This window comes from Marisediminicola senii (assembly GCF_011057645.1).
Classification (GTDB): Bacteria; Actinomycetota; Actinomycetes; order Actinomycetales; family Microbacteriaceae; genus Marisediminicola; species Marisediminicola senii.
In genome coordinates, this window is sequence record NZ_JAALGE010000009.1 from 38,324 (window position 1) to 53,230 (window position 14,907).

A 14,907-nucleotide genomic window follows, 5' to 3' on the forward strand; every position below is an offset into this window, starting at 1 on the left:
GGTAACACGGCCGAAACGTGGGGTACACCTGCCCGTCACGGCCATCGGTTTCACTGGTTTCTATCGAAGAACAGAAATGTGGTGCGACGATGACCGGCGACAGTACGAACGACAGCACAGACCAGATCATGGATGCCTCGGCCCCCGAACCCGCGGCATCCGCGACGTCGACGACCGCCGGTGCGCGGGAGCATGCCCGGGCGCAGGGAAGCACTCGCGTCGCCGCGCAGCCCACCCTGCCGGCGTCTTCGGCTGCCGCACCCGACGGTGTGGACCCCTCACGCATGGTGTGGGCGGAACGGGTCGCCGGTGGCAACTACACCCACAAGGTGCTCGCGCGCGGCACCGTGCTGCGCCTCACCGACGTCACCGGCGACGCGTGCGCGTCGATCCTGCTGTACAACGCCGACCAGGCCTTCGAGCGGCTCAACGTCGCCGACACCGTGAAGGTGCAGTGGCAGGTGTACAGCGGGCCGGGGCAGCTGCTGCTCTCCGACCAGGCCCGCGTGCTCGCGAGCATCGAGGACGACACCTCGGGGCACCACGACAGCATCTTCGGCACCTCCGCGCTGCTGCGCAACGTCGAGCGCTACGGCGACGGGTCCCCGCAGGGGCCGTCTCCCGCGGGCCGCGAGCTGCTGAAGCTCGCCGGCGCGAAGCACGGACTGCTGCCGCGCGACATCGCGCCGAGCGTCTCGTTCTTTCAGGGCGTGCGAATTCGCGATGACGGCAGCCCCGAGTACCTCGGCTCTGCCGGTGCCGGGGCATCGGTGACCATTCGCACCGAGCTGCCCGTGATCGTGCTGATCGCGAATGCGGCGCATCCACTCGACCCCCGCGAGGAGTACCACTGCGGCGAGCTCGACGTCGTCGCCTGGAGAGACGCGCCGACCACGCCCGACGACCCACTGTGGAGCTCGACCCCCGAGGGCGAGCGCGCGTTCCTGAATACTGCCGACTACCTCACCGCGAGGGGCCTGTCATGAGCTCGAACACCGCCACACCCACCGACTTCGGCCCCGAGCTGCGCCGCGAGATGGTCGCCGACCGGGCTCCGTGGTCGACTACCCTGCTCGCCGGGCAGGTGCTCACCATCGTCGACGTCGACGGCAATCAGGCCGTCGACTTCCTCGCCTACGACGCCGCCGATACCGGGATCGCCTACAGCGCGCAGGCCACCCTGCAGGGGCAGGATTCCGTCTACCTCACCACCGGGTCGGTGCTGCGCAGCTCGGAGTACGAGCCTCTGCTCACCATCGTCGCGACCGACGTCGACCGGCACGACACCCTGGGCGGCGCATGCTCGAAGGAGTCGAACACGCTGCGCTACGGGTTCCACACCTGGTCGCAGCACGGCTGCGCCGACAATTTCCTCAATGAGCTCTCGCGCTACGGCATGGGCAAGCGCGACCAGGTGTCGAACGTCAACTGGTTCATGAACGTGCCGGTCGACCCCGACGGCGCGCTCGGCATCGTCGACGGCATCTCGTCGCCCGGCCTGAGCGTCAGCATCCGCGCCGAACGCGACACCCTCGTCGTCGTATCGAACTGCCCGCAGGTGAACAACCCGTGCAACGGCTTCAACCCGACGCGCGCCGAGATGATCATCCACGCCGGCACGGGTAGCGCCTCGTGACCGCAGACGGCACCATTGCCGGCACCGGCACCCCGGTCGGCGCGACCCCGTTCGACACCCTGCTCATCGCGAACCGCGGCGAGATCGCGGTGCGCATCATCCGCACCGCCCGCGCCATGGGCATCCGCACGATCGCCGTGTTCTCCGAGGCCGACCGTGGCGCCGCCCACGTCGAACTCGCCGACCAGGCCGTGTTCATCGGCCCGGCACCCGCGAGCGAGAGCTACCTGCGCGGCGACGCGATCATCGCCGCCGCCCTCGAGACCGGCGCAGGCGCCATCCACCCCGGATACGGATTCCTCTCCGAAAACGCCGACTTCGCGCGCGCCTGCGAGAGCGCCGGCATCGTCTTCGTCGGCCCGACACCCGAGCACCTCGACGTGTTCGGATCGAAGCACACCGCCCGGCAGGCCGCCGAGGCCGCCGGGGTGCCGCTCCTGGCGGGCACCGGGCTCCTCGACACCCTCGACGACGCGCTCGCCGCCGCCGACATCATCGAATACCCCGTCATGCTCAAGGCCACCGCGGGCGGAGGTGGCATCGGCATGCAGGCCTGCCACGACCCCACCGAGCTGACCGCCGCGTGGGACAACGTGCGCCGCGTCGCCGGCGCGAGCTTCTCCTCTTCCGGCGTGTTCCTCGAGCGCCTCGTCGTGAACGCCCGCCACGTCGAGGTGCAGGTGTTCGGCAACGGCCGGGGTGTCGTCGCCACCATCGGCGACCGCGACTGCTCCCTCCAGCGCCGCAACCAGAAGGTCATCGAAGAGACCCCGTCGCCCGACCTGCCCGACGCCGTGCGCCAGCAGATCACCGACGCCGCCCGCGCCCTGTGCGAATCGGTCGACTACCGCTCCGCCGGCACCGTCGAGTACATCTACGACCCGATCCGCCAGGAGGCCGCCTTCCTCGAGGTGAATACACGCCTGCAGGTCGAGCACCCGGTGACCGAGGCCATCTTCGGCATCGACCTCGTCGAATGGATGCTGCGCCTCGCGCAGGGCGATACCGATGTCACCGCATCTCCCCTCCATGCCGCTGGCGCCGCGGTCGAAGCGCGCCTCTACGCCGAGAACACCGACCTCGGTAACCTGCCGAGCTCCGGCACCATCACCAACCTCGTGTTCGACGACGCGGCCAGGGTCGACACCTGGCTGGAGGTCGGCACCGAGGTCAGCACGAACTACGACCCGTTGCTCGGCAAGATCATCGTGCACGCCGCCGACCGCGACGCCGCCTGGGCCGCCCTCCGCTCCGCCCTCGACGGCACCCGCGTCGACGGCATCGCCACCAACCTCGGCATGCTGCGCTGCATCGCGGCAGAGCCGGAGGTGCTCGAGGCACGGCACTCGACCAGCACGCTCGAGCGCGTCGTCGACACCACCCCGCGCATCGAGGTGGTCAAGCCCGGCATGCTCACCACCGTGCAGGACTGGCCGGGCCGGGTCGGCTACTGGCCGGTCGGCATTCCGCCGTCGGGCCCGATGGACTCGCTGTCGCTGCGCCTCGGCAACCGCGCGCTCGGCAACGCGGAGGGCGCCCCCGGGCTCGAAACCACCATGACCGGGCCGACGCTGCGGTTCCACACGGCTACCACGGTCATGGTCACGGGCGCGCCGGTCGCGGTGACGCTCGACGACCAGCCAGTGGAGCAGTGGCATCCACTCGCCGTTCCGGCCGGGGGAGTGCTCGCCATCGGCACCGCGACCACCGGCATGCGCTCGTACCTGCTAGTCGCCGGCGGACTCGACGTGCCCGACGTGCTCGGGTCGGCCAGCACCTTCGACCTCGGGGAGATCGGCGGAGCCGCCGGACGGGCGATCCGCACCGGGGACATCCTCGCGGTGCATGCCGCACCCGAGAGTGCGGCTGGGGCCCGTGCCGTGTCTGGAGCCGAGCGCCCGGTGTTCGAGTCCGCCTGGCGCCTCGCGGCCCTCGAGGGCCCGCACGCTGCACCGGACTTCTTCACGCCCGCCGACATGGAGACCTTCTACGCGACCGAGTGGGAGGTGCACTTCAACTCCGCACGCACGGGCGTGCGCCTGGTGGGGCCGCGCCCGCAGTGGGCCCGCACCGACGGGGGCGAGGCGGGGCTGCATCCATCGAACATCCACGACACGCCATACGCGGTCGGCGCCGTCGACTACACCGGCGACCTGCCCATCCTGCTCGGTCCCGACGGCCCCAGCCTCGGCGGGTTCACCTGCCCGGCGACCGTCGCGACCGGGCACCTGTGGAAGCTCGGGCAGCTGCGGCCAGGCGACACCGTGCGCTTCGTGCCTGTCGGCGCGGAGCAGGCGGTGACACTGCTCGGCGACCCGCTGGCGGCCGCCGAACCCGACCGTGCCGCGGTGGTCGACGGCGGCGTGCTGCACTCGGTGCCCGCGACCGACCGCTCGCCGTCGTTCGTGCTGCGCCGCAGCGGCGACGCGAACCTACTCGCCGAGTACGGCGAGATGGTTCTCGAGCTCGCGTCCCGCATGCGGGTGCACGCGCTCATGGAGGCCGTGCAGCAGCGCATCGACGGCGGGGAGCTCGCCGGCGTCGTAGAGCTGACGCCCGGCATCCGTTCCCTGCAACTGCACCTCGACCCGGCGGTCACCAGCGTCGCCGAGCTCGCCGCCGCGGTGCGCGACCTCGAGTCCGAGCTGCCCGCGACCGCCGACCTTCGCGTGCCAAGCCGCACCGTGCACCTGCCGCTGTCGTGGGACGACCCGTCGACCCGCGAGGCGATCCGCCGCTACATGAACGGCGTGCGCGACGACGCCCCGTGGACGCCGTGGAACATCGAGTTCATCCGCCGCATCAACGGCCTCGACAGCGTCGACGACGTGTATCGCACCGTGTTCGACGCCCAGTACCTCGTGCTCGGGCTCGGCGACGTGTACCTCGGGGCGCCGGTTGCGACCCCGCTCGACCCGCGGCACCGGCTCGTCACCACCAAGTACAACCCGGCCCGCACCTGGACGCCGCAGAACGCGGTCGGTATCGGCGGCGCCTACCTGTGCATCTACGGCATGGAGGGGCCGGGCGGCTACCAGTTCGTCGGCCGCACCGTGCAGGTCTGGTCGACGCTGCGCCAGCGCGGACCGTTCGAGAACGGCGTGCCGTGGCTGCTGCGGTTCTTCGACCGCATCACCTGGTACCCCGTCGACCCCGACGAGCTGCTCGCGATGCGCGCCGACATGGCCGCCGGCCGGTTGCCGATCCGCATCGAGGACGGCGACTTCGGCATGGCCGACTACGAGGCGTTCCTCGCCGAGAACGACGAGTCGATCGCGGCCTTCCGCGCGACGCAGGCGACCGCGTTCGCCGCGGAACGGCAGGCGTGGGAGGAGTCGGGCGAGTTCGAGCGCGCCGATGCCGAACCGCCTGCGATCGCGACATCGGCGGTCGTTGTGCCCGACGGCTGCGAGGGCGTCGAGGCGCAGTTCGCGGCGAACGTGTTCCGCATCGACGTGGCCGTTGGGGACGTGGTCGCCGAGGGGCAGACACTCGTCGCCGTCGAGGCCATGAAGATGGAGGCATCCGTCGTCGCCACCGCCAGCGGAACCGTCGTCGACGTCGTCACCACCCTCGGGGCGCAGGTCGGCCCCGGCACCGTGCTCGTGATTATCGAACTGGAGAAGGCGGCATGACCGACACTGATTCGCTCACATTCGAGGTGCCCGTGGATGCCGCGGCGCACGTCGCCAGCAGGTACGCCCGGTTCGCGGCCGTCGACCGCGCCGAAGCGTTCATCACGCTGCGGCCCGAGGCTGATGTCGCGCTCGAGCTGAACGCCGTGCTCGCGCGACGCCGTGCAGGGGAGCCGCTGCCGCTCGCCGGGCTGCTCTTCGCCGTGAAGGGCAACATCGATATCGCCGGGATCGACACCACCGCGGGGTGCCCGGCCTTCGCCTACAGTCCGGCCGCCGATGCGACCGTCGTCGCCCGCCTGCGCGCGGCCGGCGCCGTGGTGCTCGGCAGCACCAACCTCGACCAGTTCGCCACCGGACTCGTCGGCACCCGCAGCCCATACGGCGCCATGCGACACGCGACCGACCCGACCCGCATCTCGGGCGGCTCGAGCAGCGGATCGGCCGTCGCGGTCGCCACCGGGTTCGCCGACTTCGCACTCGGCACCGATACCGCGGGCTCTGGGCGTGTGCCCGCCGCATTCCACGGCCTGGTCGGGCTGAAGCCGACCAAGGGCTGGGTGCCCGCCACCGGCGTGGTGCCCGCCTGCCGCACGCAAGACGTGGTGTCGGTCATGTCGGCGTCGCTGGACATGGCGTCGCTGGTCGTGGGCATCATGGCCGGGGTCGACGCGGGGGACCCGCTGTCACGGGCTGCGCCCGCCGGGGACGCTCCCGGAGTCGGTGGCGGTTGTGGCTCCAGGCCCGCGCGCATCGGGGTTCCGCTGCCCGGGCAGCTCGGTGAGCTCGCCCCCGGCTGGGCCGCCGCGTTCGACGCGGCCGTCGAGCGGCACCGGCGGGCCGGGCACGAGATCGTCGAGGTCGACGTGCAGCCGTTCCTCGACACCGCGCGCATGCTCTACGAGGGCGCATTCGTCGCGGAGCGTTACGCGGCCGTCGGTGAGTTCATCGACGCGCATCCCGGCGAGGTCGACCCGACCGTCCAGGCGATCATCGGCGGGGCCAGGGAGATTCCCGCGCACCGTCTGTACCGCGATCTCGAGCGGCTCGAAGGATACGTACTCGTCGCGGCCGGGGTCTTCAGCGGGGTCGACGCGTTGCTGCTGCCGACGACGGTGCAGCATCCGACCCTCGCCGCCGTCGCAGCCGACCCGCTCGGCGTCAACGGAACGCTCGGCCGGTTCACCAACTTCGCGAACCTGCTCGACCTCGCCGCGCTGGCCATTCCCGCCGGAATCGTCGACGGGCTGCCATTCGGCGTGCAGCTCGTCGGGCCGGCGTTTTCCGATGGCCGGCTCGCCGACCTCGCGCGCGACGTGCTGGAGGTGTCGGCGTGAGTGCGGGAGAAGCAGGCGCTGGAGGAGTAGGCGGGGGAGAGGCAGGCGCTGGCGTGTCGGGCGGCTACGCCGACGTGCTGCTCGCGGTCGCGGGCGCGCACCTCAGCGGGCAGCCGCTCAACCCGCAGCTGACCGACCGCGGCGGTGTGCTCGTCGAGGCGACGACGCTCGCGCCCCGGTACACCTTGTACGCGCTCGACACGGTGCCGCCGAAGCCCGGGGTGGTGCGGGTCGAGACCGGCGGGAGCGCACTCGCGGTCGAGGTATGGCGAATGGAAGCTGCGTCGTTCGGTGACTTCGTGGCGCACCTTCCGCAGCCGATGGCGATAGGCCAGGTCGAACTGGCCGATGGCGCGATGGTGCGGGGATTCGTCGTGGAGCAGGTCGCGGTCCATGGCGCGACCGAGATCACCGAGTTCGGCGGGTGGCGGGACTACCTGCAGCGCGACCGGTGAGGCTGCGCAGCGTTATCGATGCGCGCTGCGGGGTGTCGCGTTCGGGGGTGCTCGCTGCGACCGCACAACGTGCGCCGCGCATCAGCGGCTGCGGATGCGTTCGATCAGGCGACGGTGCGGCGCGGCATCCGGCCAATGGATGGTGAGGGAGTGCACCCCGCGGCGGGCGCGCAGCACGGTACCCTCGAAACCCTCCGACAGGGGGCGTGACGAGATCTCCATGCGCAGTTTTGGATCGAAACGGATGCGGCGGTGCGGCCCGAGGTGCACAGCAAGGTCGACGTCGTCGTGCACGAGCAGATCGGAGCGGTGCACGTCGTCGCGCACGGCCAGCCAGTCCGAACGGCGGAATGCGCAATTGGATCCGAACAGCGGAACGTGCCCGAGTGCCGCGCTCATCGACACGAAATACGCGCCGAGGTAGAGCACCGGCCCGATGCGACGCAGGCTGCGCGGGCCGTCGTGAAAGACGGCGCCACCTGTGATGCCGGTGAGGTCGCGGTCGTCGGCGAAGGCAGACGAGATGCGGTCGGTCCAGCCGAGCGGGGCGACGCAGTCGGCGTCCAGGCGGGCGATGATGTCGCCGGTGGCATGGTCGTATCCGGTGGCGGCCGCCGCGGCGATCCCGGGGCGCGTCTCGGTGACGAGCGTCGCGTCGAAGCCGCGGGCGACGGCGGCGCTGTGGTCGGAGCTGCCGTTATCGACGACGATGATCTCGGTCGGCGGCGTCCACTGCGCGGCGAGCGAGGCGAGGCAGGCGGCGAGTTCGCGGTCGTCGTCCTTGACGGGGATGACCACCGAGATGGTCGGGTGCGCGGAGTGCGGCCGCGGGTCCGAGCGCCGTCGCGGGATGCTGCGGCGCGACGACGGTCTGGAATAGAGCACCTGACGATCGTAGGCGGTGGCGCGTGCGGTGGCCGTGCGGTGGGTTCGTGTGCGGGTCGCGGGCCCGAGCGCGGGTCAGTCGAGGTCGTCGCTGTCGTCGCGCCAGGGGGCGAGGTCCACCTCGTTGCCCTCGGGGTCGGCCAGTGTCCACCAGTCGGGGGCGAACGCGTCGTTGGCGATGCGCCCACCCGCTGCGAGCGCGGCGGCCAACCGGGCCTCGACCTGGTCGCGCGGCACGTACAGGTCGAGGTGGATGGTGTTGCGCTCGGGGCGCGCGGCGTCGATCTGCTGGATCCAGACGTTCGGTCCGACGTCGAGCGGATCGCGCAGGTCTGCGTCGTACACCGAGCCGTAGCCGAGAACGGCGTTCCAGAACGCGCGGACCGCATCGACGTCCACGGCGTCGATCGCCACCTGGAGGCTCTGCACCTGCGACGGGTCGGCGACGATGTCGAGCTCGCGCGCCGCCGCCGAGATCACGCGGGCCAGCACCGCGTCGCGCTCGCTCAGGTCGCCGACATCACGACTGACGAGGCGCACTGCGATGAGGGTCGGCCGCAGATCGACATCGGGATGGTGGTCGAGTGTGTCGGCAACCTGGGCGATGGCTCCGACGAAGGCCGCGCCGGCACTGAAGGACCCGGTGACGAACACCGCGCGGGCGCCATCGCCGACCACCCGCCAGTCCCCGGTTCCGTCGGCGTCCCTGAATTGCTTCGGCGTCATCGCATCGCTCATGGTCCAGTTCTACGCCTCGAGCGCCGGCGCGCATAGGGCTTTCATCATTCAGGAGCCAGGGACGAAGACGGGCGTGGATGCTGCGGCTCCGGCGCGCGCGATGGCGCCGTGCGCAGCATCCACCCCTATGCCTGGCCAGAGTTCCTGAATGATGAGAGCAACCGGCAATTGGTTCCTGAATGATGAAAGCCAGCCGCGACCGGTTCCTGAATGATGAGAGCCGGCAGCCACCGGTTCCTGAATGATGAAAGCGGGTACCCGCGGGGCGGGGGCGGCCGGGCTGCGGCCGGGGCCGCGTGGGGCGGCGTGCGGGCGGTGTCGGTGCCGTGTCGTAGCGTGCATCCGGGAGGTGTGCGGTGCCGGAGAACGTGCAGGCGTGGTGGGCGCGGCGGCAGCGTTCCAAGAACACCGACACCCCGTATCCAGTGGGGCGATACCGCACCGACTGGGAGCGCTACCCGGTGCTGGTGCGGCAGTTCCATCCCGACCTGAACCACGGCATCACCCTCACGCAGATCCCGCCCGCCGCCGATGTCTATCTGCACTGGCAGTGCGACGCCGGCCACCACTTCGTCGCGACGCCGGGGGAGCAGCGCCAGCGTCCCGACGGTTCCCGCCGCCGGTCGACGTGGTGCCCGGAATGCGCGGCAGGGGCGGTGCGTCGCCGGTCGACCCCGGCGCCCAGGGATGCCACGGTGCCGCGCCGCCCACAGCCGCTCGCCTGCGGGCACCCGGTCGCCATGGCCCGGCGACCGCGCGGGGGCGGTGCCCCGACCTGCCGCGTCTGTACCAACGCACGCGGCGGAACCGCCACCCTCAAGCCCGGCACCGCGTTCGTCAGCCCCAGCGCTCCGGTGCCCGCATCGCGCGCCGAAGCCGACCTGCGCGAGCGACTGCGCGCCCGGCTCGCCGTCGACCTCGCGCCCAACGCCGTGCGGGTCGCGCAGCCGTTCTTCGCGCACCTCGAGGTCTGGCCCGACTTCGTGATCGGCGAACTCGCCGTCGCGATCGAATACGACACCACCGGACGCGACGGCCTCGAGCACGTCGGCCAGCGCGAAGACATCGACAAGCGCAAAGACAGGCTGCTGCGGCAGGTCGGCTGGGAGGTCATCCGCATCCGCTGCGGCAAACTGCAGCCGATCGGACCGTGGGACATCACGGCGTCCGGCGTCTCCGGTGCGCTCGTCGACCGCGTCGTCGACCGGCTGGGTGACGTGCGCGGGCACCTGTTCGTTTCGGCGTACCTGAACTGACCGCTGGCGCGCGTCGACGAGAGAGGGGTGGATGCCGCGGCAAACGGTCCCCCGGAGTCACGCTGTGCGACGCACGTCGCGGTGAGCAGCACAGCGTGACGGCCCGGCGGCTAGGACGCCGAGCTGGGCCGTCGACGCGGGTGACGTCTCGGGCCTCCGCGATTCGGGTTCGCGGTCGATGCCAGCCCAAGGGTATGACCCGGCATCTCAAGGGGTTCGACACCCCCGTCCCAACGGATTGGTGTTGTGGTGAACTTTTCTCGTACACACCGGTCAGGAGCGCGTGGAGCCCTGGATGCTGACCAGCGGAGTCACCGTCGACAACTCCTCGAGCAACCCGATGTCGACGAGGCGCACCTCGCCGGCCACCCCCGATGCGGGCGCGAGCAGCAGCCCGGCCTTGAGCGCCCCGAACGTGACCGTCACGTCGGCGGGGAGCACCAACGGGTCGGCGACGCTGCCATCGTCGGGGTCGATGCCGCTGGGCAGGTCGACGGCGACCACGGTCGGGCCTTCGGGTGCGACGACGACGGGAAGCACTGCCGCCACCACGTCACGGGCCGTTCCGCGCAGCGCCGGCCTGGCCCCCGACCCGGTTCCGAGGATGCCGTCGACCACCAGGTCGGAGGTCGCCGCGAGCCCGCGCATGGCTTCCGCGTCGACGGGATCCCCCGGCGCCTCGATCCGGGCACCCGCAGCGAGGGCGGCGGCGAGTCCCTCCTCGTGCATGCGCCCGCCCGTCGGCACGATGACCACGCTGATGCCCTCCGCGGCCAGCGCCTCACCGGCGAAGAGCGCATCGCCCCCGTTGTTGCCTGTGCCGACGAGCAGCAGCACCTGCGGTGCGGAGCCGGCGACGGGAGCGACACTGACGACCGTCTCTGCGGCCAGGCTGTCTGGCATCGACTCGGTCTCCGCCCCGGCGCTCCGACCCGGGACCCCGGAGTCCAGCAGTCGCCCGATCTCCTCGGCCAGGCCAGCCGCCGCCCGCTGCATGAGCGGTTCGCCCGCAGCGAGGAAGGGGGCCTCGGCCTCCCGCACCTGTGCTGCTGAATATCCGTCGACCATGGTGTCCACTATGGCCCCCGCACCGCGGAGGCGGAACCCTGCCGAGCCCTCCCGCCCTCCCGCCCTGCCGCCTGACACCGGGGCCTGGTCGGTTCAGTCGCCCGCGATGCCGTTCTCGTAGATCCTCAGACTCATGCGGGTCAGGCGCAGCAGCGGCAGCTCGAGCCCGAAGCCGCGCCCGCGTTCAAACAGGTCGCCGATCACCTGCTCGGCCTCGACCGGCTTGCCATCGAGCAGGTCGCGGTACATCGACGAGGTGAATGGCGACCCCGCCGCGGTCAGGGTGCCCATCGACCGCTCCACGAAGTCGGCGCGGGGCGCGAAACCGTGCGCGGCGGCGACGCTGGCGCACTCGTCGAACAGTTCGCGCGCGACATCCGTTCCCCCCGGCACCGCCGCGACCGCACCGACGCTGCCACGCAGCAGGGTGCCGATCGCCCCGAGCGTCGCGAGGAACACCCATTTCTCCCACATGTCCTGCTCGATGCGCGGCGACAGGGCCGCGCCGAACCCCGTGAGGGGCTCACCCCCGTCGCCGGTGAACTGCGCGTCGATCGCCCGGATGCGGCCGGTATCCGCACCACCGAATTCGCCGTAGGTGACGCTCGCCGCGCCCATCAGCTGGTGGATGCCGCCGTCTGCATCGACCTGCGCCGCGACGACGCACAGTCCGCCGACGATGCGCTGCCGCCCGAACCGCTCGGCGAGCACGTCGAGGTGCCGCATGCCGTTGAGGAGGGGAAGCACGACGGTGTTCGGGCCGATGGCGGGCGCCGCGTCATCCATCGCCGCCTCGAGCCCGTAGGCCTTGACCGCCATCACCACGAGATCGAAGGGCGTATCGAGCCGGTCGGCCGTGACGGTGCCGACCGGCAGGGTCACGTCGCCGTGGGCGCTGCGTACCACCAGCCCGGTCTCGGCAAGCAGGGCCGCGCGCGCTGGGCGCACCAGAAAGGTGACGTCGCGACCGGCCTGGGCGAGCCTGGCTCCGAAGTACCCGCCGACCGCCCCGGCGCCGATGACCAGAATTCTCATGATCCCGATCGTACGGGGATGCCCGCCGCGCACTGGTGTGCGCCCGGTAGCTGCGGTCCAGCCCGCTCGCCGTGCGCTTGCGAGCACCCCTCGATTGGGGCGCGGCCGACGCATGCACTTCAATGGGACGTGGCCGTCGACAGATAAAGAGGAACCCGTGCTCGAGAACACCACCCAGGACGACGACCGCGCGAGCGACCGCCCGCAGAAGCGCGTGATTCCCGCCGACATCTCGAGGTCATGGCTGCTCGTCGCGGCGACCCGCCCCGAACAGTTCGACGCCAAGCGCGCATCGCGTGCCGACCAGATGGTGCTCGACATCGAGGACGCCGTCGACCCCAAGCTCAAGCCGCAGGCCCGCAGCGACGTCGTGGACTGGCTCACCGGAACCGGCACCGCGTGGGTGCGCATCAACGACCGCACCACGCCGTTCTGGTCCGACGACGTCGACGCCCTCAAGGGCCTGCCAGGCCTCACCGGCGTGATGCTGGCCAAGACCGAGTCGCCGGAGCAGGTGACCGAGACGTTCGACCGGCTCGGTGGAACCACCCCGGTGCTCGCGCTCATCGAATCGGCACTCGGCATCGAAGACGCGCCGTCGATCGCGCGCGCCAGGGGAGCGTTCCGGCTCGCCTTCGGATCCGGCGACTACCGCCGCGACACCGGAACCAGCGCCGACGACCTCGCCATGTCGTACCCGCGGTCACGCCTCGTGATCGCCAGCCGCATCGGCGGACTGCCCGGCCCCATCGACGGGCCGACCGTGAGCAGCAGCCACCCCGTGCTGCGCGAGCAGTCGGCGATGTCGGTTGCCCTCGGGCTCACCGGCAAGCTCTGCCTCGACGTCGAGCAGCTCTCGGTGATCAACGAGGTCATCAGCCCGACCCCGTCGGACGCGACCTGGGCGAGGGACTTTCTCGACAGCTTCGAGGCGCGCGGCCGCGTCATCCACGACGGCAGCGACCTGCCGAGGCTGGGTCGTGCACAACGCATCGACTCGCTCGCGCGGGCGTTCGGCATCCGGCCGCTGTAGCGCGCGCCCCCGGGCGGGCGACCGTCGCGAGGTGCGCGCCCCCGAGCGGGGTCTGACGACGGAGAGCACCACTGCCATAGTGTGGAGAGGAAAACCACTCACTTCTGCCCGAAAGGCACTCATGTTGGAATTCCCCCTCGCCGTCGTCGGCATCGCCGTGCTGCTCCTGGTGGTGCTCATCGTGCTCTTTGTGCTGGTGCGGGGCATCAAGGTGGCGAAACCGGATGAGGCGATCATCGTCACCTCCCGCCAGCGGGTGACCAAGGCCGGTGACATCGAGACCGAGAACGCCGGGCAGCGAGTGGTCTTCGGATCCCGGGTGTTCGTCAAGCCGATCGTCGAGGCGCACTTCAAGCTCAGCCTGCGTTCGCGCCAGCTGAACGTGCAGGCCACCGCCCAGACCCGCGACGCGATCACCATCAAGGTGAACGCGGTCGCCGTCGTCAAGGTCGGCGGCTCCGAGTCGATGGTGCGCGCCGCCGCCCAGCGGTTCCTCAACCAGCAGGACCAGATCGAGACCTCGACCGAAGAGGTGCTGAGCGGTTCGGTGCGGTCCATCGTCGGACAGCTCACCGTGACCGAGATCATCACGAACCGGTCGGCCCTCCAGGGCCAGGTGCTCGAGGCCGTGCGCGAGTCGCTCGACGTGCAGGGACTCCAGATCGATACGCTCCAGATCAAGGAGATCGACGACGACCACGGCTACATCCGCGACCTCGGTCGTGGTGAAGCCGCCCGCGTCAAGCAGGTCGCCGAGGTCGCGGAATCCGTCTCCCGCCAGGCATCCGAAGAAGCGCGCATCAGCGCGGAGCAGGCCGTCGCCGAGCAGCAGCGCAAGCTCGACCTGCGCAACGCCGAGATCCAGAAGGAGACCGACCGCGCGCGGGCCGAGGCCGCGGCATCCAAGCCCCTCGCCGACGCCATTGCGCAGCAGGAAGTCATCTCGCAGCAGGAGATCACCGCGGGAAAGCGCGTCGGACTGCGCAAGCAGGAGCTCGACGCCGACATCCGCGCCGTCGCCGACGCCGAGGCGTACTCGGTCGAGAAGGGTGCGCAGGCATCGGCATCGGCCAGCGTCGCCGCGGCGAACGCCGACCGCGACCGTCGTATCGCCGCGGCCGAGGCACTGCGCACCGAGGGCGAGGCCGAGGCCAACACCATCCGCGTGAAGGGTGCTGCCGAGGCCGAGGCGACCCGCGCCAAGGCCGACGCCCTCGACGAGCGCGCCGACGATTTGCTGCGCCAGCAGATCATCGCGCAGCTGCCCGACATCGTGCGCGCCGCGGCCGAGCCGCTCGCCGCGATCGCGAACATGACGGTCATCTCGACCGACGGCGGGGGAGCCGAGAAGGTCGGCCAGAGCGTTGCCGCGCAGCTCGCGACCTCGACCCAGATCGTCAAGGACCTCGTCGGCATCGACATCGCCGAGATCGTCACCGGACGGGCGACCGGGGACGCCGCGGGCAAGGCGATCGCGAACAGCGCACCCGCTGCCTCCGACCCGGCGATCTGACCCGCGTCACCCGGTAGTCACCGGTAGTCACCGGTAGTACGAGAACGGCGGCACCCGCGAGGGTGCCGCCGTTCTGTCGTGAGGGCGTGGGGACCCGGGCCGTGGGGTGCTGGCCGTGCGGGGGCGTGGGGCCAGGGCCGCGGGGTGCTGTCAATATTCAGGACGTCGGATGCCGCGGTGGCACGGTTCGAGCGCGAAACGGCCCTTGAGCGCAGCATCCACCCGCCTTTGCATCGCGCAGCACCCGAAGCTCCTGAATTCTGAAAGCGTTCAGCCGCCCGTTCCTGAATTCTGAAAGAGATCAGCCGCCCGTTCC

At 71.0% G+C, this 14,907-nt stretch carries 12 protein-coding genes; 8 read left to right on the top strand and 4 right to left on the bottom strand.

Annotated features, from left to right (window positions below):
• The first annotated feature begins 89 nt into the window (after positions 1-89).
• The 5 genes from G5S38_RS05520 to G5S38_RS05540 are packed head-to-tail and all read left to right on the top strand — an operon-like array spanning position 90 to position 7,063.
• Entirely contained in the window at positions 90-986 is an 897-nt protein-coding gene (locus G5S38_RS05520; protein WP_235928918.1) for an urea amidolyase associated protein UAAP1, read from the top strand.
• Positions 983-1,636: an urea amidolyase associated protein UAAP2 gene (locus G5S38_RS05525; protein ID WP_165065565.1), complete on the top strand. Its 654-nt coding sequence runs from the start codon at positions 983-985 to the stop codon at positions 1,634-1,636. Before G5S38_RS05520 ends, G5S38_RS05525 begins: the two co-directional genes overlap by 4 nt.
• A complete protein-coding gene (uca, locus tag G5S38_RS05530; protein ID WP_235928919.1) occupies positions 1,633-5,271 on the top strand; it encodes an urea carboxylase in 3,639 nt (1,212 codons plus the stop codon). Before G5S38_RS05525 ends, uca begins: the two co-directional genes overlap by 4 nt.
• Complete coding sequence (gene atzF / locus G5S38_RS05535) at positions 5,268-6,608, top strand: allophanate hydrolase (RefSeq protein WP_165065568.1); 1,341 nt, start codon at positions 5,268-5,270, stop codon at positions 6,606-6,608. Before uca ends, atzF begins: the two co-directional genes overlap by 4 nt.
• Entirely contained in the window at positions 6,605-7,063 is a 459-nt protein-coding gene (locus G5S38_RS05540; RefSeq protein ID WP_165065571.1) for an allophanate hydrolase-related protein, read from the top strand. Before atzF ends, G5S38_RS05540 begins: the two co-directional genes overlap by 4 nt.
• Positions 7,064-7,144: 81 nt before the next feature.
• Here the strand turns inward: G5S38_RS05540 and G5S38_RS05545 are convergent, their stop codons facing one another.
• Both G5S38_RS05545 and G5S38_RS05550 read right to left on the bottom strand, forming a co-directional pair.
• Positions 7,145-7,948 (bottom strand): glycosyltransferase family 2 protein, encoded by an 804-nt coding sequence (locus tag G5S38_RS05545; protein ID WP_235928920.1) that lies wholly within the window; start codon positions 7,946-7,948, stop codon positions 7,145-7,147.
• Positions 7,949-8,023: 75 nt separating this feature from the next.
• Positions 8,024-8,686 (bottom strand): VOC family protein, encoded by a 663-nt coding sequence (locus G5S38_RS05550; protein ID WP_165065573.1) that lies wholly within the window; start codon positions 8,684-8,686, stop codon positions 8,024-8,026.
• A gap of 356 nt (positions 8,687-9,042) precedes the next feature.
• On the opposite strand from G5S38_RS05550, the gene G5S38_RS05555 reads away from it, so the two are divergent.
• Positions 9,043-9,942, top strand: a complete 900-nt coding sequence (locus tag G5S38_RS05555) for a zinc-ribbon domain-containing protein (RefSeq protein WP_165065576.1) — start codon at positions 9,043-9,045, stop codon at positions 9,940-9,942.
• 273 nt (positions 9,943-10,215) lie between these two features.
• On the opposite strand, the gene G5S38_RS05560 is transcribed toward G5S38_RS05555, so the two are convergent.
• Positions 10,216-11,010: an NAD(P)H-hydrate epimerase gene (locus G5S38_RS05560; protein WP_165065579.1), complete on the bottom strand. Its 795-nt coding sequence runs from the start codon at positions 11,008-11,010 to the stop codon at positions 10,216-10,218.
• 93 nt (positions 11,011-11,103) lie between these two features.
• A complete protein-coding gene (locus G5S38_RS05565; protein WP_165065582.1) occupies positions 11,104-12,045 on the bottom strand; it encodes a ketopantoate reductase family protein in 942 nt (313 codons plus the stop codon).
• Between the two features lie 157 nt (positions 12,046-12,202).
• Between G5S38_RS05565 and G5S38_RS05570 the strand changes: the two genes are divergently transcribed.
• Entirely contained in the window at positions 12,203-13,078 is an 876-nt protein-coding gene (locus G5S38_RS05570; RefSeq protein WP_235928921.1) for an HpcH/HpaI aldolase/citrate lyase family protein, read from the top strand.
• A gap of 121 nt (positions 13,079-13,199) precedes the next feature.
• Positions 13,200-14,591, top strand: a complete 1,392-nt coding sequence (locus tag G5S38_RS05575; protein WP_165065588.1) for an SPFH domain-containing protein — start codon at positions 13,200-13,202, stop codon at positions 14,589-14,591.
• Positions 14,592-14,907: the final 316 nt, after the last annotated feature.

Excerpts from the sequence above, each read along its gene's own strand:
- G5S38_RS05520 (WP_235928918.1), top strand. The coding sequence starts at position 90 with ATGACCGGCGACAGTACGAACGACAGCACAGACCAGATCATGGATGCC.
- G5S38_RS05525 (WP_165065565.1), top strand. The coding sequence starts at position 983 with ATGAGCTCGAACACCGCCACACCCACCGACTTCGGCCCCGAGCTGCGC.
- atzF (WP_165065568.1), top strand. The coding sequence starts at position 5,268 with ATGACCGACACTGATTCGCTCACATTCGAGGTGCCCGTGGATGCCGCG.
- G5S38_RS05550 (WP_165065573.1), bottom strand. The coding sequence starts at position 8,686 with ATGAGCGATGCGATGACGCCGAAGCAATTCAGGGACGCCGACGGAACC.
- G5S38_RS05560 (WP_165065579.1), bottom strand. The coding sequence starts at position 11,010 with ATGGTCGACGGATATTCAGCAGCACAGGTGCGGGAGGCCGAGGCCCCC.
- G5S38_RS05565 (WP_165065582.1), bottom strand. The coding sequence starts at position 12,045 with ATGAGAATTCTGGTCATCGGCGCCGGGGCGGTCGGCGGGTACTTCGGA.
- G5S38_RS05575 (WP_165065588.1), top strand. The coding sequence starts at position 13,200 with ATGTTGGAATTCCCCCTCGCCGTCGTCGGCATCGCCGTGCTGCTCCTG.